The organism is Ensifer sp., from assembly GCF_035999135.1.
In the GTDB taxonomy this organism is placed as follows: Bacteria; Pseudomonadota; Alphaproteobacteria; order Rhizobiales; family Rhizobiaceae; genus Ensifer.
The window spans coordinates 1-19,873 of the sequence record NZ_DASYGZ010000059.1; the positions used below are offsets into that span (position 1 = coordinate 1).

Consider the following 19,873-nt stretch of genomic DNA (forward strand, 5'->3'; position numbering starts at 1 on the left):
CCCAGACCATCCAGTCCAGACCCCAAAATCAGCCTCAGCCAACCCAGGAAACTCTAGAGCGAAGGTCGTCGTCGCCAGCAGCGCCGCCGCCCTCGTCAGTGATCGGGCTTATAGACCCCACACCTCAGATACGTCAACAGCAATTCTCGAAAAAAATGACAGTTTTCTGACAAAGCCCGGAAAAGCAGGGCTTTGCGCCGACAAAAAAGTTTTGCCCCCATTCCCGGAGCTGTGGAGACACAATTTGGCCCTCACTTTTTCACAATCCACCGATCTAAGCGAAATCGAATATTGCTTCGCGGGCGTGTTACACGCGGGAGAGCGCAGCGCGGCGGGGATATCCGCCTTGCCCCCTCCCCCGTGATTTGACTCCGTTGCCTGAAAGATGCACATCTTCGCGCAACGTATCGCAGGCAAGAATACGGTTAGAGAAATCGGGGACACTCAGTTCGGCATGATCACCGACAAGAACATGGCCCGGTCGCTAGGCGACCAGCCACCGATCCTTGCGCATGGCCGCCGCGCGCCCGACAGGCGCGAGATCTCCTTGCGCTGGCTGTCCGGCACCTTCTTGACGGGCATAACCTCGAGCCTGCTGATGGGCGTGGCGCTGTTTGCAGCACTGGACGGACGCCAGCAGCTGGCGATCCCGGCGGAAGCCTACGCAGCCCTTGATGCCGGGGCCAACACCGACGAACAGGCCAGCGCCGTGCGTGGTGGCCGTATCCTCTCACCCAAGCTCGTCACCAAGCCGGCCGACAAGACCGTCATGGAAGTCTCGACCATGACCCATGACGGCGAGAAGGAAGTGGTGCGCAAGCAGCCTTTCGTTCACGTCAAGATGGCGCTTGCCGCCAACTACCAGGCCTCAGAAAGTTATCCCGACTTCGACCCACTGGCGATCTTTTCGACGGAAGAGGCGGACGAGGAGTCTCCTGTTGCCAGAACCGGCACGCTCTACGGCTCGAATGTCGATTCCGAGGTTGCGCTGAAGACCGTCGACTTTCCGCTCGCTGGCGGCCCGTCCTTCGACAGTTCGATGTCGCTCGAGGAAGTCGAGGAAAACGTCCGCACCAACGGCTCGGTCCTGACGGAGGGCAGCACCCAGGTCGCTTCGCTCTATTACGTCGACCCGCAGCGCTTCGCCTCGGAGAACGATGGGCTCGACCTGCTCCAGGGCCTGACCGCCCGCATCGTCGAGCAGAACAAGAGCGATGCCGCCTACGAGACGATCGACGAGGAAACCACCGAATACGCTGACGACATCATCCCGGTGCGCCGCCAGACCGACATTGCCACCGTGATGGTCAATGCCGGCTACGCCAAGGCGCAGGCCGAGGATGCGGCCGGCTACATTGGCCAGGCGCTCGGCGCCAGCCAGCTTGCCGACGGCGACGTCCTTCGCATCGGCATCATTCAGAACGGCGAAAGCCAGAAGGGTGAAGCGGCGCGCATCGTTCGCGCCACGATCTATTCGCGCAACCGCCATGTGTTGACGATGGCGCTCGACGACAAGGGTCGGTTCGTGCCCGGCGCCGAGCCGCCGAGGCTCGATGCCGTCGCCACCGCCTTCGACGACAACGGCACACCTGTCGTCACCAGCAGCCACGACCTGCCGCGGGTCTATGACGGCATCTACCGCGCAGCCCTTTCCTACGGCATGAACGCCGACATGGTGAGCCTCGTGGTCAAGCTGCTCGCCAGCAACGTCGACTTCCAGGCGCAGTTGAAGCCGACGGACTCGCTCGAGGCGTTCTTCTCCGTTACCGATGAACGCGGCATGGCGACGGACGAGTCCGAACTGCTCTATGTCCGGGCCAAGTTCGGCGACGCGGTCACCAGCTTCTACCGGTTCCAGGATCCGGACGACAATTCGATCGACTACTTCGATGAGGACGGCAAGAGCATCCGTCAGTTCCTGCTGCGCAATCCCGTGCCGAACGGCCATTTCCGTTCGGGCTTCGGCATGCGTCGCCACCCGATCCTCGGTTTCTCGCGCATGCATACCGGTGTCGACTGGGCTGCCCCGCGCGGCACGCCGATCATCGCCGCCGGCGGCGGTGTGGTGGAAAAGGCCGGCTGGGATTCCGGCGGCTACGGCAACCAGACGCTGATCCGCCACGCCAATGGTTACGTGTCCTCGTACAACCACCAGAGCGCGATCGCCAAGAACGTCAAGGTCGGGTCCAAGGTCGTTCAGGGCCAGGTCATCGGCTGGGTCGGCACAACAGGCCTTTCGACCGGCCCGCACCTGCACTACGAATTGATCGTCAACGGCAACAAGGTCGACCCGCTGCGTATCCGCCTGCCCGGCGGCAAGTCGTTGTCGGGCGACGCGCTGGCGAAGTTCGAGAAGGAACGGGACCGCATCGACGAACTGCTCGACAAGGACGGCACCGGCGCCGAAGTCGCGAGCAACTAAAACGTCGTGCGTTCGTATGGACGCACGACGGATGCTCTGGCGTTTGCATTCCAGGGCCTGTCGGGTACAGGCGCGCGGTTACTTTGCGATTGCGACAGACAACACATCCATGACTGGAAGCGTATGGAGCGGGATCTCAAAGATCGCGACTGCTTGCGCGCGTCACACCGCTTCGATGAAATGACGAAGGGGTTCTTGCTCCCCTCCCCGACAATGGCTGCACATGAAAAGGCCGCCCCGAAAGGCGGCCCGGACTTTCATGTCTGTCGTTCAGCGTCCGTCAGGCAGCGTCCCTGTCCGCCGACGCGCCTCGCTTGAAGTTGAGGCGATCGGAACCGGCGAGCACCTTGACGGTCGATCCATCGGGGAACTCTCCCTGAAGGATCTTCTCGGCAAGCGGATCCTGAAGGTACTTCTGGATCGTCCGCTTCAGAGGCCGGGCGCCATAGGCCGGGTCATAACCCTTGTCGGCGAGGAAGGCACGGGCATCCTCGTCGAGTTCCAGCGTGACCTTGCGCTCGGCCAGCAGCTTGCGCAGCCTTTCGAGCTGGATATCGACGATCGCACCCATTTCCGAGCGGCGCAGCCGGTGGAAGAGGATGATCTCGTCCACGCGGTTGAGGAACTCCGGCCGGAAGGCCGACTTCACCACGTCCATCACCTGGTCGCGAACGACATCACTGTCGTCGTTCTCGCCAAGGCCGACCAGATACTCCGCGCCGAGGTTCGAGGTCATGATGATCATCGTGTTGCGGAAGTCGACGGTGCGGCCCTGACCATCGGTCAGGCGGCCATCGTCAAGCACCTGCAGGAGCACGTTGAACACATCCGGATGCGCCTTCTCGATCTCGTCGAACAGCACGACCTGATAGGGCCGGCGGCGGACGGATTCGGTCAGAGCACCACCTTCCTCGTAACCGACATAGCCCGGAGGCGCGCCGATCAGCCGGGCGACGGAGTGCTTCTCCATGTATTCCGACATGTCGATCCGCAAAAGCGCGGTCTCGTCATCGAACAGGAAGCGGGCCAGCGCCTTGGTCAGTTCGGTCTTGCCGACCCCGGTCGGGCCAAGGAAGATGAACGAGCCGATCGGCCGGTTCGGATCCTGCAGGCCGGCACGGGCGCGGCGGACGGCACGCGAAACCGCCTGCACGGCGTCACCCTGGCCGACCACCCACTTTGCCAGCTCGTCTTCCATCCGAAGCAGCTTGTCGCGCTCGCCTTCCAGCATCTTGTCGACCGGAATCCCGGTCCAGCGCGACACCACATGGGCGATGTTGTCGGGGGTCACGACCTCCTGAACCATCGGGTTCGCATTGGCGTTTTCCTGGCTTTCGGCATCGGAAAGCTCCTTTTCGAGCTTCGGGATGACGCCATAGGTCAGTTCGCCGGCACGCTGGAATTCACCCTTGCGCTGGACGATCGCCAGTTCGTTGCGGGCGTCTTCGAGCTGCTTCTTGAGGTCTGCAGCGCGGCCAAGCTTCTGCTTTTCCGCCTGCCAGCGGGCCGTCAGCGCCGATGCCTGTTCCTCGAGCGAGACCACGTCGAGCTCGAGCTTGTCCAGCCGATCCTTCGAGGAAACGTCGGTTTCCTTCTTCAAGGCTTCGCGCTCGATCTTCAGCTGCATGATGCGCCGGTCGAGTTCGTCGAGTTCCTCGGGCTTGGAATCCACCTGCATGCGCAGACGGGACGCTGCCTCGTCCATCAGGTCGATCGCCTTGTCCGGCAGGAACCGGTCGGTGATGTAGCGGTTGGACAGCGTCGCGGCCGCAACCAGCGCCGAGTCCGAGATGCGCACCTTGTGGTGCTGCTCGTACTTCTCCTTCAGGCCGCGCAGGATCGAGATGGTATCCTCGACCGTCGGCTCTTCGACCATGACCGGCTGGAAGCGACGGGCAAGGGCCGCGTCCTTCTCGACGTGCTTGCGGTACTCGTCGAGCGTGGTGGCGCCGACGCAATGCAGTTCGCCGCGGGCCAGCGCCGGCTTCAGGAGGTTGGACGCATCCATGGCGCCATCGGCCTTGCCGGCTCCAACCAGCGTGTGCATCTCATCGATGAACAGGATGATCTCGCCGTTTTCGGCCTGCACCTCGTTGAGCACGGATTTCAGCCGTTCCTCGAATTCGCCGCGATACTTCGCACCGGCGATCAGCGCGCCCATGTCGAGCGCCATCAGCCGCTTGTCCTTGAGGCTTTCCGGCACGTCACCGTTGACGATGCGCAGCGCCAATCCTTCGGCAATCGCGGTCTTGCCGACGCCGGGCTCACCGATCAGAACCGGATTGTTCTTGGTGCGGCGCGACAGCACCTGGATCGTGCGACGAATTTCGTCGTCACGGCCGATCACCGGGTCGAGCTTGCCGTCACGCGCGTCGGCCGTCAGGTCACGCGCGAATTTCTTCAGGCTGTCAAAACCCTGTTCGGCAGTGGCGCTGTCGGCGGTGCGGCCCTTTCTGATGTCGTTGATGACCTGGTTGAGCTTGGTCGGCGTGATGCCAGCCTTCTTCAGGATGTCGGCGGTGGCCGCCGTGCTTTCGATCGCCAGTGCCAACAGCAGCCTTTCGACGGTGACGAAACTATCGCCCGCCTTCTTGGCCGCCTCTTCGGCGCTCGAAAAGACCCGTGCAAGCGGTTGCGACAGGTAAACGGAACCGTCGCCGCCGGAGACCTTCGGAAGCTTGGCAAGGGCCGCGTCATTGCCGGCGCGCGCCTCGCGGGGGTCGCCGCCTGCACGCTCGATCAGCGATGCCGCCATGCCCTGGTCATCGTCGAGCAGGACTTTCAGCACATGTTCGGGCGTAAACTGCTGGTTGCCTTGCGACAGCGCATAGGTTTGCGCCGACTGCAGGAAACCGCGCACACGCTCGGAATATTTTTCAATGTTCATACTCTACCTCCATAGCCCGTCGGACCCGACTTGCGGCACCCTACGGTTTTTCAGGATCAGGCTCCCGCATTCGGCAAGCCTGTCAGTGTGAAACGCTGTCCGCCTTGCGCAGGATCAACGCGTCGAAGCGAATATGGGGCAGCGATTTTAGAAATTAAAGAGCTCGCCGTGGGTCATTCGTGCGAAATCTGCAACCTTGAAAAGCAGCCGTGCCCCAGCGCGGCAGCCCGTTGACGGAAGGAGGAGCGGGCGTCACCGCCCCCTCCCCCTGCGAGCGCCTTATCTCTCGGGTTGGTGTCAGGCAGCTTCGGTTTCAGCCTGCCTTTCGACGAAGGACGCGCCGAACTCCTTCATGCGCTGCACATAGTAGGCGGCATCAATCACGACCTCGGGAAGGTAGAGACCTGGTTGCGGCGCCTCCCCGCCCGCAAGACCGAGCATGCGCTCGACTGCAAGCGCAACACCAAGGGCGGTGAGCGGCGCCTGTCCGTCCGGATGAACGATCTCGTGACGTTGCCGCAGCGGTTCGCCATTCTTGCCACGCCCGGCGATATCGATGGTGATTTCGGTCGAAAACGCTTCGCCGCGGCGCCTGCTGGCGGAAACGCTGTAGGCGAGGTCAAGCCGGATATCCCCGGCGTTCGTTCTTGCCGAAAGCGCCATGACGTCGAACGGCGAGTAGGCGACCGCATCGAGCTCGACACCGTCGACGCTTCGGTAACGCGCCTTTGAATCCTCACCGCCGGCCCAGTGGAACCTGCCCTCCTTCACCGTCAGGGCTGCGGGCGCCAGACCGGTAATGCGATTGTAATCGGCAAGGGCCGCAGGGCCGCCCATATCCTCCTCATCGAGCAGCACACCGATGCGGATCGTGTCGATCGCCTCGAAGCCCTTGGCCAATTCGAGGATCGGGAAGATCGCAGCACCGGCAAGCCAGTGGCTGGCAAGCAGGATAGCCGCCTTGTCCGGCGCGTGAATGTATTGCGCCATCTCAGGCCCGACTTCGAACGTCCCGCTGGAGAGGCTGATATAGGGGATGCCGTGCTTCTGGGCGTAGCGCATCGAACTCAGCTTCTCGTCCTTCAGGAAGATCACGACAGCGCTGAAGCGTTTCTCGTCGCCAAGGCCGAGATCGGCCCGCGCCAGATCGACACTGACGCCGATGGCGCCACCAATCTCAAGCGCGACCGCCTCAGCCTTGGCGAGATCCCGGCCGCCAACGGCAATCGGCAAAGTCGGGTGCAGGCGGCGGATGATCCTTGCCGCGTGCGTGCCGACGACGCCGGACCCGCCGATGATCAAAACAGGCTGAAACTTGCTCGACATCTTCTTATCTCCTAGACGAAAGGTGTCCGGCCGATTGCCGAACTTACCATTAGTAAGTTACTACTGGTAGATAAGTTGCCGGGAACCACTTTCAAGAGGCGCCAGGCGGCGCGCGAAGAGGAAATGCGATCGATGGCCGAGAGAAAAAACCGAAAGCTCGCCAAACCTGAGCGTCGCGCCCAGTTGATCGAGACCGCCAAGGAAATCTTACGCGAATGCGGGGCGGACGCGTTGACGCTTGGCCACCTTGCCGAGCGCGCCGGCGTCAGCAAGCCGATCGCCTACGAGCATTTCGGCACCCGTGAGGGCCTGCTGATCGCGTTGTCCCAGGAGATCGAGGACCGGCATACAGCGAAGCTGTCGTCGGCCCTTGCCGAAGCGCCGAAACGGCTCGACGCCGTCGCCGGCATCATCAGTTCCGTCTATATCGATTGCGCGGTCGAAAGCGGCGAGGAATGGCAGGCGATCTCGGGCGCGCTTCGCGGCAATGCGGAGATGATCACGACGCAGCAGCAGCAGGCCGACGACTACGTCGCCCTGATCCAGGCAGCCCTTGCGCCGTTCTCGACAGTCCCGGATGACGATCTGCGCCTGCGCTGCACCGGCATTGCCGGCGCGGCGGAAGCGATCGGCCGCGAACTCATTCGCGGCCGGACAGACGAACCGGCGGCGAGCGCCAACCTCGCAGCATTGATCGTGGACAGCACCCAGAAATGAGCGCCAGCGCCGGGTTTCTGTACCAGGGGGCCTTGTAGGGCCATGACGGCAAAGAAAAACCCGGCCGCGAAGGGCCGGGTTTTGATGCCCGTCGGAACGGGCGGCATGACGTGTTTCGCTTACTCGGAAGCAGCCAGCGCCGGCGTCTCCGAGGTGCCCTCGCCCGATGGCTGCGCCTCGTCGGCGGCACCTTCCTGCGCACTGCGGCGCGGACGGCGCGGACGCGGCGTATTGCGGCGGCGCGACGCACCACGACCGGCCGGAGCTTCCTCTTCCATCGCCACTTCCGCCGGCGTGCCTTCGATCACCGGCTGCGGACCCGTGCCATCGATGACGACGGGCTGCGGCTCGGCAACGGGCGCCGGAGCGGCGGCAACCGGGGCCGGCATGTCGTCGACATAGCCCTGATCCAGATCGTCCTGGTCCTGGTCGCCGGCGTCATGGCCGCGGAAATCCTGGCGGTCGTCGCGCGGGAAACGATCCTGCATCTGCGCCTGAGCGGCGGCGATGATGCGGTTGTAGTGTTCGGCATGCTGCAGGTAATTTTCTGCGATAACGCGGTCGCCGGAGCTCTGAGCGTCACGCGCAAGCGCTGCGTACTTCTCGGCGATGTGCTGGGCAGTGCCGCGAATCTTCACGTCCGGGCCGGAGCTGTCGTAGGTCCGCGTCAGCGGGTTCGAGCCCTTCCGGTTGTGGTTGTTTCCGTTGTTATTGTTGTTGTTATTGTTGTTGTTATTCCGCCCGCGGCCGCGCTTGTTTTGCTGTCCTGGCCTCATAGTACATTCACCCGAATTCTCTTGATAATGATGATCATGTGGTTTCGTCTTCCGGCCGGATTCGTTCGCGTCCGACAGAACACGCGCCGCTGCGCTCGCACAATGGCGGCTTCGGCGCCGACTGACGTCAAATTAACAGGTACCCGCACAAGGCACGTGTTGAACCCTAGCAACTCTTTCTTGAGAGCAATCCCCGTGGCCAGGTCATACCGGAACGAATCTTAGGTCCATGACCTTCTGCCCAGTGCGCCGGCAAACTAGCCCGCTTCCTCTGGGATTCCAAGCCCTTTCTTTGCCTCAGCAAGAAAGAAGATGCGCCAGTGCAGCATTTTTTCAACGGTTCGTGTCGCGCTCAAAGATGAGAACCCGGTCGTTACCGCCCAGATCCTTCGCTTCTTCACACAGACGGAGATTCTCGGCGTTAAACAACGCCGTTACCGCCTCTTTCTGGTCGAAACCGATTTCCAAGCCTATCACGCCGTGTGTCTCAAGATGATGACCAGCTTGAGAAGCGATGGCACGGTAGGCATCAAGCCCATCGTCTCCGCCATCGAGCGCGGCGGCCGGATCGTAAAGTCTTACTTCCGGCTCAAGCTCTTTCACGACATTGGACCGGATATACGGCGGATTTGAGACGATGACGTCGTAGCGCCGATCCACCTTTTCGTACCAGTTGCTGAGAAGCGGTGAAAACCGATCTGCAAGGCCGAGCGCCGCTGCATTCTCCGTCGCGGTCGACAGTGCGTCCTTAGATATATCGGTAGCGGTGCCCCGCGCTTCAAGGACCTCCGACAGAAGCGTCAGACAGATCGCACCCGTACCGGTGCCAAGGTCGATGATATCACAGTGCCCCTTTCGCGCGACGATCGCGCGCAGATAGGGGATCATCCGGTCAACAAGCGTTTCGGTGTCCGGGCGCGGCTCCAGCGTTTCCTTCGAAAGCTTGAAGGGCAGACCGAAAAATTCGCGCTCGCCGAGGATACGGTAGACCGGTTCTCGGGCGAGCCGTCGCTCGACTGCCGCGCGGATCCTTGCAGCATCCGTCTCTGACACGGGCTCCCTGCCCCGCGACACGACGGCGCTGAGCGACAGGTCGAGCAGCCCGGAGATCAGATGCCGCACATCGAGTGCCGCATGCTCGATGCCGGCTGCCCGCAGGCGATCGCGGCTTTCGGCGACGAGGCTCGCAAGCGTTTCGGCCATGTCTCAGCCCCGCTGCTCGCCGAGCTGTGCCAGCTGGCTCGCCTGGTAGTCGGCCAAAAGCGCGTCGACCACTTCGTCGATTTCGCCCATCATCATCCGGTCGAGCTTGTAGAGCGTCAGGTTGATGCGGTGGTCGGTGAGCCGCCCCTGCGGAAAATTGTAGGTGCGGATGCGTTCGGAGCGGTCGCCGGATCCGACCTGGCTTTTCCGGTCGGCCGAACGTTCGCTGTCGGCGCGCTGGCGTTCCATGTCGTAGAGGCGCGAGCGCAGGACCTGCATGGCCTTTGCCCGGTTCTGGTGCTGCGACTTTTCCGAACTCGTGACGACAAGTCCGGTCGGAAGGTGGGTGATGCGCACGGCCGAGTCCGTGGTGTTGACGTGCTGGCCGCCGGCGCCCGATGAGCGCATCGTGTCGATGCGGATGTCCTCGGGTCGGATCTCGATGTCGATGTCTTCGGCCTCCGGCAACACCGCAACCGTCGCGGCAGACGTGTGGATGCGGCCGCTCGCCTCCGTTTCTGGAACGCGCTGCACCCGATGCACACCGGATTCGAACTTCAGTCGCGCGAACACGCCGCGCCCGGAAACGGTAGCGATGATTTCCTTGAAACCGCCGGCTTCGCCTTCGCTCGACGACAGCACTTCGACCTTCCACCCCTTGCCCGCCGCATAGCGCTCGTACATCCGGAACAGGTCGCCGGCAAACAGCGCCGCCTCGGAACCACCGGTTCCGGCGCGGATTTCAAGGATCGCGCTCTTTTCGTCGGCCGCGTCCTTCGGCAGGAGCAGGATCTGGATTTCCTGTTCCAACCCCTCGATCGTCGCTTGGACCTCGGGCTTTTCCATCTCGGCGAGATCGCGCATGTCACGATCGGTCGATTTGTCGGCGAGCATGGTCGTGATGTCGGCAAGCTCGGCGGTTGCCTTTTCATAGGCGCGGATCTTGGTGACGATGGGCTGCAGTTCGGAATATTCCGACGCAAGCTTCACGTAGACGTCCGCGGCCGGGCCGGCGGACATGCGCGCTTCGATTTCACCGAACCGGCGTTCCAGTTCGCGCATCTTTTCAACGGGAAGCTTTGCCAAGTGTCACTCCAAATGCGCTCTGCCCCGGCCGGACGAAGGTCCGGACGAGGGTGAGGGCGCGTCAAATCAATCTAAACCGGAATGCCGTTTTCCGCAGCGAAATCGACCAGCATCCGGCGAACGGGCGTCTGGTCGCGGGTGTCGTCCAGTGCCGCGTTGAGCACGGTTGCGAGCTTGCCGGCGTCGAGTCCGAGCAGCATCGCCTTGATCGGTCCGACGGCCGTCGGCGACATCGACACCGAACGGAAGCCGAGCCCGAGCAGCGCCATCGCCGACAAGGGCTTGCTCGCCATCTCACCGCACAGCGTCACCGGCGTATCGTGCCGGTCACCGGCCCGCACGATGTCGCGCAGGATCCTGAGGAACGGGCGCCCGAGCACGTCGAAGCGGTCGGAGACACGCGCATTGCCGCGGTCGACGGCCATCGCGAACTGGAAGAGATCGTTCGAACCGACCGAGACGAAATCCACCTCGGTCATCAGCTCGTCGAGCTGCCACAGCAGCGCCGGAACTTCGAGCATGGCGCCGAACTGCAGCTTGCGCGGCAGCTGTTCGCCGAGCTTCGACTGCCGCTCGATCTCCTTCTGCAGGAGGTCGCGCGCGACCTTAAGCTCGGACACCTCGGTCACCATCGGCAGCATCAGCTTCAGCTCATGCCCGGCCGCTGCCCGCAGCATCGCCCGCAGCTGGGTGCGCAACAGCCCCGGGCGGTCGAGCGACAGCCGGATCGCGCGCCAGCCGAGCGCCGGGTTCTCCTCTTCCGCCGCGCGGAAATAGGGGACCACCTTGTCACCGCCGATGTCGAGCGTGCGGAAAGTCACCGGCTTGCCGCCGGTCTGCTTCAGCACGTTGCGATAGAAGGCTTCCTGCTCTTCCGCCTTCGGCATGGTCGAGGCGATCATGAACTGCAGTTCGGTGCGGAAGAGGCCGATGCCCTCAGCACCTGCTTCGTTCAGATGCGGCAGGTCGACGAGCAGGCCGGCGTTCATCTGCAACGTGATGCGCTTGCCGTCCTTCGTCAGCGGCTCGACGTCTTTCAATGCCCGGAACTGCGCCTGGCGGCGCGCCCGGAACCGGACTTTTTCCTCGTAGGCGCGCTGCAAGTCGCCGAGCGGGCGCAGATGCACCTTGGCGTCGTCGCCGTCGATGATGATCGCGTCGCGGTTTTCCGCAAGCGCCACGGCACCTGTCGCCTGGCCGATCACCGGGATCCCCATGGCGCGGGCGACGATGACGACGTGGCTGGTGACGGCACCCTCTTCCAGCACCAGGCCGCGCACGTTTTCGCGTGGGTAGTCGAGCAGTTCGGCAGCGCCCATGGCGCGCGCGACGATCACCGCATCCGTCGGGAAATCGGCGGCCGAAAGCTTGGCGCCATAGCCCGAGAGCTGGCGCAAAAGCCGGTTGGCGAGATCGTCGAAGTCATGCATGCGTTCGCGCAGGTACGGATCCGTCAGCCGGATCATGCGCGCCTTGGTTTCGCTCTGCACCCGCTCGACCGCCGCTTCCGCCGTCAGGCCGTTGCGGATCGCTTCCTCGAGCTTGCGCACCCAGCCGCGGTCATGCGCAAACATCCGGTAGGTCTCGAGCACCGCCCGGTGCTCGCCCTCCATCGACACCTCGCGGCGCGACAGCATGTCGTCGATCGAGATGCGCAAGGATCCGAGCGCTTCGGCCAGCCGCTGCAGCTCCTGGTCGGTGTCCTCGTTCAAGAGGTTGGTGACAACGATCCTCGGTTCGTGCAGCACGACATATCCGAGGCCAATGCCTTCGCCGTAGCTGTTGCCGTCGATCGAAACAGGACGCGACAGGTCGAGTTCGAGGCCTGGCTTGGTGATCTTCTTCAGTTCGCCCGTTGCCACCATCTCGGCGAGCACCATGGCGGTGGTCTCGAGCGCCTCGACCTCGTCCTCGCGGTAGTTGCGCATCGCCTTGTTCTGGACGACGAGAACGCCGAGCGCGCGGCCCGTGCGCAGGATCGGCACGCCGAGGAAGGAGTGGTAAATCTCTTCGCCGGTCTCAGGCAGATAGGTAAAGGCCGGATGCGACTGGGCGTCGGAAAGGTTGAGCGGTCGCGCCGAAGCGGCGATGGTGCCGACGAGGCCCTGCCCCATCTTCAGTTGCGCCAGGTGAACGGCCGACTTGTTCAGACCTTCGGTCGCGTAGAGTTCGAGCACGCCGTCGGAGCGCAGCACGTAGACCGAACACACTTCCGCGACCATGTTCTGCGCGATCTGGCGCACGATACGGTCAAGGCGCTCCTGCGGCTCCAGCGGTTCCGCCATCAACTCGCGCAACCGCTTGAGGAGAACGCGCGGACCTGCGGAAAGGTCTCTCATCGCGTGGGGTCTCCCGATATAGAAAAGACGGGGCAAGAGGAGCCGCGGCCGGACCGGCCGCGAATCCCAAATCAGTCGCCTGTCGATTAACTCTTATCGAGACCGTAAGCGGAATGCAAAGTGCGAACCGCCAATTCGGCGTAGGGACCGTCGATCAGGATCGAAATCTTGATTTCGGAGGTAGTGATCGCCTTGATATTGATGCCCTTGTCGGCAAGCGCACGGAATGCGGACGCGGCAACGCCGGCGTGGCTGCGCATGCCGATGCCGATGACCGAGACCTTGACGAGGCCGGCCTCGGACTGAACGACGTCGTAGCCGATCTTGTCCTTGTTGTCGCCGAGCACCTTCAGCGCCTTGTCGACGTCGCCGGAAGGAACCGTGAAGGTCATGTCGGTCTTCGAGCCATCTTCCGAGATGTTCTGCACGATCATGTCGACGTTGATATGGGCTTCGGCGAGCGGGCCGAAGATCGCGGCGGAGACGCCCGGCCGGTCTGCGAGACGGCGCAGCGAAATCTGGGCCTCATCCTTGGCATAGGCAATGCCGGTTACGACTTCCTGTTCCACGATCTCATCCTCATCACAAATCAGCGTTCCGGGCGGATTGAGAAGGTCACCCATGCCCGGCGCATCGGGATCTTCGAAAGACGAACGCACGAAGGTGCGGACCTTGTGCACCATGGCGAGCTCCACCGAGCGCACCTGCAGCACCTTGGCGCCGAGCGATGCCATTTCCAGCATTTCCTCGAACGCGATTTTCTTCAGACGCCGCGCCTTCGGCTCGATGCGCGGGTCGGTGGTGTAGACGCCGTCGACGTCGGTGTAGATGTCGCAACGGTCGGCCTTGACGCCCGCGGCGATCGCAACCGCCGAAGTGTCGGAGCCGCCGCGGCCAAGCGTGGCAACGCGGTTGTCCGGCCCAAGCCCCTGGAAGCCGGCGATGACGGCGACCTGGCCCTCGCCCATGCGGCGGATGAGCTCGGCGCCGTCGATGTCGAGAATGCGGGCAGCGCCATGGGCGTTGTCGGTGCGGATCGGGATCTGCCAGCCCTGCCAGGAACGGGCGTTGATTCCCATCGACTGCAGCGCGATGGCAAGAAGACCGGAGGTCACCTGTTCGCCGGAAGCGACGATCGCGTCGTATTCGCGCGCATCATAGAAGGGCGAGTTCGCGCCGGTCGCCTTCGGCATGTTCTGCACCCAGCCGACCAGTTCGTTGGTCTTGCCGGACATGGCGGAAACGACGACGGCAACTTCATGGCCGGCATCGACTTCGCGTTTCACATGGCGGGCAACATTATGGATGCGGTCCAAATCAGCGACGGAGGTTCCGCCGAATTTCATCACGATGCGTGCCATGTGCCTCTACCGGTACCCAATTTGCGCGCGCAAGACGCGCGTGACAGGAATGCCCCCGCCGGCGCCCGACGGTCAAAAAGCTTGGGAGACTTCTCGCACATCGGCAGTCACCGCTTCGGGGAGCGGAAAGTCGCGGCGTCTCTTAGCGGATCAGGGCCCCGCGCGCAATGGCAAGACGGTAGGAATAAGGCGCCAAACGCACGGTGAGGAAACGTGCGCGGTCGCCGTTTGCGCCACTTGAAATTGCGGCTGCGGCAGCTAGGCTGCCATCGAACGCTTGAGGGGGCAGACATGCATGCACATCGCATACCCGCAACCGCACGGATGACGGCCTGCGCCGCCGCCATGATCTCGACGGCGCTCCTGTGTTCGACACCGACACAGGCCGCCGATTTCGACCAGGTGCGCATGGCGCCGCAAAGCGACTGGACGGTGATCGTCAGCCCTTACGTCTGGGCGGCGAGCCTCAAGGGCGATGCGTCCCTTGCCGGCTTCGACACCGATGTCGACGTGCCCTTCAAGGACACGCTCGACCATCTCGACCTGGCGCTGATGGGCAACATCGAGCTGACCAACGGCCAGTGGGGCGTCTATTTCGACGGCCAATATGTCCGCACCAGCCAGGACGAGGAACTTCTCAGCCATGAGATCGGCCTTGATATCAAGATGACGACACTGGCGGTCGGCGCGTTTTATCAGATCTACGAGCAGGAACTCGGCGGCAACACCGTCTTCGGCAAGCCCCGGACGCTGTCGATCGAGCCGACGATCGGCCTGCGCTGGTCGAAGCTGGAGGCGGACGTATCCGTGGCCGGATTGAATGCGAGCAAGAGTGCCGACTGGACCGATCCTTTCGTCGGCCTGCGGCTCAACGCCGACCTCAGCGAGCGCTGGAACCTCGTCGCCGAGGCCGATGTCGGCGGCTTCGATATCGGTTCCAAGCTCAGCGTCAACGCCCAGGCCTATCTCGGCTACCGCACCGAAATGCTTGGCCAGCCGACAATTTTGCGCGCCGGTTACCGGCTGCTCTACCAGGACTACGAAAGCGACGACTTCACGGGCGTCAACAAGTTCCGCTGGGACGTGAACCAGCATGGCCCGGTGATCGGCTTCTCCATGCTGTTCTGAAGCTCCCTGCGTCCTTGATTTCAACGATGGACGCAGCACGACACATTCAACCCCAAAAGGAGAATGGCATGCTGTTTGTCGCAAAGTCCGCTGTTCGTTCGGTGACCTCGGCTGTTGCCGCCCTTCTCATGCTCGGCCAGACCACGGCCGAAGCCTGCACCCGCCTCGTCTATCTCGGCCCCAACGACAACATCATCACCGCCCGCTCGATGGATTGGAAAAGCGACGTCGCGACCAATCTCTGGATTTTGCCGCGCGGCATCGAACGAAGCGGCCAGGCGGGCCCGAATTCGTTCAAGTGGACGGCGAAGTATGGCAGTGTCGTTGCCACGGGCTATGACGTCTCGACCACGGACGGTGTCAACGAGGCCGGCCTCAATGCCAACCTGCTCTGGCTGGTCGAATCCGAGTATCCCAAGTTCGACGACAAATCGAAACCGGGCCTGACGATCGCCGCCTGGGCGCAATATGTGCTCGACAGCTTCGCAACCGTCGAAGAGGCGGTCGCGGCACTCGAAAAAGAGCCCTTCACCATCGTTACCGACAACGTGCCCGGCGAAAACCGCCTGACGACGCTGCACCTCTCGATCTCGGACAAGACCGGCGACAGCGCCATCGTCGAGTATCTCGGCGGCAAGCAGGTCATCCACCACGGGCGCCAATACCAGGTGATGACCAATTCGCCGACCTTCGACCAGCAGCTGGCGCTCAATGCCTACTGGAAACAGATCGGCGGCACCGTGATGTTGCCGGGCACGAACCGCGCGGCCGATCGTTTCGCTCGCGCCTCGTTCTACGTCAACGCCATCCCCAAGGACGAAAACGCCGACCGGGCGCTGGCCAGCGTCTTCAGCGTCATTCGCAACGCCTCCGTACCCTATGGCATCAACACGCCGGAAGAACCGAACATCTCCTCGACCCGCTGGCGCACGGTCGTCGATCACAAGCGCAAGCTCTATTTCTTCGAGTCCGCGCTGACGCCGAACACCTTCTGGGTCGACCTGAAGAAGATCGATTTTTCCACGGAGACCGGCAAGGTGATGAAACTCGACCTCGGGGAAAACCAGGACCACACCTATTCGGGCGATGCGACCGGCAGCTTCACGCCGAGCGAACCGTTCAAGTTCCTCGGGCTGCAGATGTGAGCAGCGCGCGCGTCGACCATTGAAAATTGCGCGCGGCGGTGTTATTCACGCTGCCGCAAGTTCAATTCGAGAAAGGGGGGCTGCACGTGATGACATTTTTCCGGCACCACCGCCAGCGTGGCCCCGTCCAAGCCCTGCAGATGCGTTTGCAGGGCTGATCAGATATCCTTTCGCTGACAACGCGATCCTATCCCTGGTCTGCCCAGAGTGATGCAGTGCGGAACCCTATTGGTTCACACGGCTGCATCGTCTTCCAATACCGAGCCGATGCGGCCCAAGCACAGCGTGACTGTGTTGCGGGCTTGACCATCCGAAACCCCGGCCTGATGGGCCGTCCCGGATGATCCGCCGTCGCTCGTGCAGTCCAGAGAACGACCATGGCCCTGATCAATATCCGCAACCTCGGTGTCAGCCTGAGCGCACCGCTCTTCTCCAGCCTCAACCTCTCCGTCGCATCCGGTGACCGCATCGGCATCGTCGCTGCCAACGGCCGCGGCAAGTCGACCCTCTTGAAATCGATCGCCGGCACCTTCGACCCGACAGCCGGCGAGATCACCCGTTCGCGCGGCCTGACCGTCGGCCACGTCGAGCAGAACGTTCCCCCGTCGCTGCTTTCGCTTTCCTTCCACGATGCCGTGCTTTCGGCGCTCCCGGCCGATCAGGCCGAAAACGAAAGCTGGCGCGTCGATATCGTGCTCGATTCCCTCGACGTGCCGGAGGTTCTGCGCCGCCGTGCCGTCTCGGAGTTGAGCGGCGGCTGGCAGCGGCTGGCGCTTCTGGCCCGCGTGTGGGTGACCGACCCCGACGCGCTGCTCCTCGACGAGCCGACCAACCATCTCGACCTCGCCAAGATCGGCCGGCTCGAAGCCTGGCTGAACGCGCTTCCACGCGATGTGCCGGTGCTGGTCGCCAGCCACGATCGCGCCTTCCTCGACGCCACCACCAACCGCACGCTGTTCCTGAGGCCGGAGCAGTCGCCGATCTTTACGCTCCCCTACTCGCGAGCGCGCGAAGCCCTTGACGAGATCGACGCGTCGGAGGAGCGGCGATACCAGCGCGACATGAAGGTGGCGCAGCAATTGCGCCGTCAGGCCGCCAAGCTCAACAATATCGGCATCAACTCCGGCAGCGACCTGCTGACGGTGAAGACGAAGCAGCTGAAGCAGCGGGCGGAACGGCTGGAGGATGCGGCAAAGCCTGCGCATCAGGAACGCTCCGCCGGCGCAATCCGGCTAACCAATCGCGGCACGCATGCCAAGATCCTGGTGACGCTCGATGACGTTCAGGTCGAAACCCCTGACGGTACCGCGCTCTTTCGCACCGGCAAGCGCTGGATCTGCCAGGGCGACCGCATCGTGCTGCTCGGCGAAAACGGCGCTGGCAAGACACGCCTCGTCAACCTGATCCGCACGGCGATCGACGAGCGCGGCCGCGCGCCCGAAACGCTGAAGGCAACGCCCTCGCTGGTGCTCGGCTACAGTGACCAGGCGCTGGCGGGATTGTCGGACGACGAGACCCCGCTTGGCGCACTCTCGCGCCGTTTCTCGCTCGGCGATCAGCGGGCACGTAGCCTGCTGGTCGGCGCAGGGGTCGGCATCGACATGCAGGAAAAGGCGATCGGGCGCCTCTCTGGCGGCCAGAAGGCGCGGCTTGCCATGCTGGTGCTGCGCTTGAAGGAGCCGAATTTCTACCTGCTGGACGAACCGACCAACCACCTCGACATCGAGGGCCAGGAGGCGCTCGAGGCGGAGCTGTTGAAACACGAGACGAGCTGCCTGCTGGTCTCCCATGATCGCAGCTTCGTACGCAATGTCGGCAACCGCTTCTGGCTGATCGAAAAGCGCCGCCTCGTCGAAGTGGAAGATCCGGAAGGGTTCTTCGCGGCGGCCGCAGCCAGCGACATTGGCTAGCCGGCACGCGATCCTTGTCCGCATGACGCCCACCCAAGGGGAGGCGTCATGCGGGAGATGCTCATCCGATGCAACAACAAAACCACTTGCAAAATTATATCGGTTTTGACAAGCTTTTCGTGGCACCCGCGGCGAAACCGGAGGATTGTTATGCGCAAGGTCATCATGTGGGACATGGTCAGCGTCGACGGCTTTTTCGAAGCCCCCGGCCATGACATCGGCTGGTTCGTTTTCGAGGACGAACTCGCGGCCTATATCGGCGAAACGCAACTCGGAACGGAGACCTTGCTGTTCGGCCGCGTCACCTATGAGATGATGGCCAGCTATTGGCCGTCGGCAGAAGGCGACATTGCCACCTTCATGAATGGTGTCGAAAAGTTCGTCTTCTCGCATACGCTGACATCGGCCGACTGGCACAACACGACACTCGTCACCGGTGATGCCGCCAGTGAAGTCGAGCGCCTTAAACAGCGCGATGGCGGCGCCATTTTCGTGTTCGGCAGCGCCGATTTCGCAGCGGGGCTGATCGAAAAGGGTCTCGTCGACGAGTATCGGCTCGGCATCAACCCGGTGCTTCTCGGCAGCGGCGTGCCTCTGTTCAAGCCGGGGCTGGCGCGCACGAAACTGAGATTGACCCATGCCCGCCCGCTGAAATCGGGCGTGGTCATCCTGCACTACCAGCCTGAACCGGACGCCTGACGCGCTCGGCGCAGGCGCCCCAGGCTCGCCTGCGCCGATCTGGCCCAAGCCCGGCTCTTGACTTCCTTGCCCGATCGTCCGACTTCACCAGGGAAGAGTGAAGGAGACGGCGACATGAGCGAGACCGCACGCACGACCATCGACCAGAGCGAAGTGGATCGCTTTTCCGCCATGGCCGCAGAGTGGTGGGACCCGACCGGAAAGTTCCGGCCGCTGCACAAGTTCAACCCCGTCCGCCTTGCCTATATCCGTGACAAGGTCGCCGAGCATTTCGGCCGCGACCCGAAAAGCCCGCAGCCGCTGAAAGGCCTCAGGCTGCTCGACATCGGTTGCGGCGGCGGCCTGCTGTCGGAGCCGATGGCGCGCATGGGCGCCGATGTCTTGGGCGCCGACGCCTCGGAGAAGAACATCGGCATCGCCAAAACGCATGCCGCCGGCAGCGGTGTCGCGGTCGACTATCGTGCTGTGACAGCCGAGGCGCTGGCCGAGGCCGGCGAGAGCTTCGACATCGTGCTCAACATGGAAGTGGTCGAACACGTCGCCGACGTCGACTTCTTCATGACCACCTGCGCCCATATGGTGCGCCCCGGCGGCCTGATGTTCGTCGCCACCATCAACCGCACCATGAAGGCGGCGGCCCTTGCCATCTTCGCCGCCGAAAACGTGCTGCGCTGGCTGCCGCGCGGCACTCACCAGTACGAAAAGCTGGTGCGCCCCGAGGAGCTGGAAAAGCCGATTGCAGCGAGCGGCATGGAAGTTTCCGAACGCACCGGCGTCTTCTTCAATCCGCTGTCCAACCAGTGGAACCTGTCGAAGGACATGGACGTCAACTACATGCTCGTCGCCAAGCGGACGCTCTGATCGCGTGGATTGC

General features: G+C 63.0%; 15 protein-coding genes. 8 read left to right on the top strand and 7 right to left on the bottom strand.

The features are described 5' to 3' along the window. The coding region (locus VGO12_RS06225; protein ID WP_327511861.1) for a hypothetical protein at window positions 1-364 on the top strand (364 nt) is incomplete at its 5' end. Between the two features lie 90 nt (window positions 365-454). Continuing rightward, window positions 455-2,422, top strand: coding sequence for a M23 family metallopeptidase (locus VGO12_RS06230; RefSeq protein WP_327511862.1), 1,968 nt, complete (start codon window positions 455-457; stop codon window positions 2,420-2,422). 280 nt (window positions 2,423-2,702) lie between these two features. Here VGO12_RS06230 and clpB read toward each other — a convergent pair whose 3' ends face one another. Next, a complete protein-coding gene (gene clpB / locus VGO12_RS06235) occupies window positions 2,703-5,309 on the bottom strand; it encodes an ATP-dependent chaperone ClpB (RefSeq protein WP_327511863.1) in 2,607 nt (868 codons plus the stop codon). A 297-nt stretch (window positions 5,310-5,606) separates the two neighbouring features. Then, entirely contained in the window at window positions 5,607-6,635 is a 1,029-nt protein-coding gene (locus VGO12_RS06240; protein ID WP_327511864.1) for an NAD(P)-dependent oxidoreductase, read from the bottom strand. Between the two features lie 132 nt (window positions 6,636-6,767). Between VGO12_RS06240 and VGO12_RS06245 the strand changes: the two genes are divergently transcribed. Continuing rightward, window positions 6,768-7,352, top strand: a complete 585-nt coding sequence (locus tag VGO12_RS06245; RefSeq protein WP_327511865.1) for a TetR/AcrR family transcriptional regulator — start codon at window positions 6,768-6,770, stop codon at window positions 7,350-7,352. A 119-nt stretch (window positions 7,353-7,471) separates the two neighbouring features. Here the strand turns inward: VGO12_RS06245 and VGO12_RS06250 are convergent, their stop codons facing one another. The 5 genes from VGO12_RS06250 to VGO12_RS06270 form a co-directional block, all read right to left on the bottom strand. Continuing rightward, window positions 7,472-8,128, bottom strand: coding sequence for a DUF4167 domain-containing protein (locus tag VGO12_RS06250; protein ID WP_327511866.1), 657 nt, complete (start codon window positions 8,126-8,128; stop codon window positions 7,472-7,474). Window positions 8,129-8,461: 333 nt separating this feature from the next. Further along, a complete protein-coding gene (gene prmC / locus VGO12_RS06255) occupies window positions 8,462-9,331 on the bottom strand; it encodes a peptide chain release factor N(5)-glutamine methyltransferase (RefSeq protein WP_327511867.1) in 870 nt (289 codons plus the stop codon). 3 nt (window positions 9,332-9,334) lie between these two features. Continuing rightward, on the bottom strand, window positions 9,335-10,417 hold the full coding sequence (gene prfA, locus VGO12_RS06260; RefSeq protein ID WP_327511868.1) for a peptide chain release factor 1: 1,083 nt from the start codon (window positions 10,415-10,417) through the stop codon (window positions 9,335-9,337). 71 nt (window positions 10,418-10,488) lie between these two features. Then, complete coding sequence (gene ptsP / locus VGO12_RS06265; RefSeq protein WP_327511869.1) at window positions 10,489-12,756, bottom strand: phosphoenolpyruvate--protein phosphotransferase; 2,268 nt, start codon at window positions 12,754-12,756, stop codon at window positions 10,489-10,491. An 86-nt stretch (window positions 12,757-12,842) separates the two neighbouring features. After that, window positions 12,843-14,117, bottom strand: coding sequence for an aspartate kinase (locus tag VGO12_RS06270; RefSeq protein ID WP_327511870.1), 1,275 nt, complete (start codon window positions 14,115-14,117; stop codon window positions 12,843-12,845). Between the two features lie 291 nt (window positions 14,118-14,408). Here VGO12_RS06270 and VGO12_RS06275 point away from each other — a divergent pair, with 291 nt between their 5' ends. From VGO12_RS06275 to ubiG, 5 genes are all read left to right on the top strand, one after another. Beyond that, window positions 14,409-15,245 (top strand): hypothetical protein, encoded by an 837-nt coding sequence (locus VGO12_RS06275; protein WP_327511871.1) that lies wholly within the window; start codon window positions 14,409-14,411, stop codon window positions 15,243-15,245. A gap of 128 nt (window positions 15,246-15,373) precedes the next feature. Continuing rightward, entirely contained in the window at window positions 15,374-16,390 is a 1,017-nt protein-coding gene (locus VGO12_RS06280; protein WP_414650683.1) for a linear amide C-N hydrolase, read from the top strand. Between the two features lie 377 nt (window positions 16,391-16,767). Continuing rightward, window positions 16,768-18,300 (top strand): ABC-F family ATP-binding cassette domain-containing protein, encoded by a 1,533-nt coding sequence (locus tag VGO12_RS06285; RefSeq protein WP_327511873.1) that lies wholly within the window; start codon window positions 16,768-16,770, stop codon window positions 18,298-18,300. A 150-nt stretch (window positions 18,301-18,450) separates the two neighbouring features. Further along, window positions 18,451-18,999 (top strand): dihydrofolate reductase family protein, encoded by a 549-nt coding sequence (locus VGO12_RS06290; protein WP_327511874.1) that lies wholly within the window; start codon window positions 18,451-18,453, stop codon window positions 18,997-18,999. 114 nt (window positions 19,000-19,113) lie between these two features. After that, window positions 19,114-19,860, top strand: a complete 747-nt coding sequence (gene ubiG, locus VGO12_RS06295; protein ID WP_327511875.1) for a bifunctional 2-polyprenyl-6-hydroxyphenol methylase/3-demethylubiquinol 3-O-methyltransferase UbiG — start codon at window positions 19,114-19,116, stop codon at window positions 19,858-19,860. The last annotated feature ends 13 nt before the right edge of the window (window positions 19,861-19,873 follow it).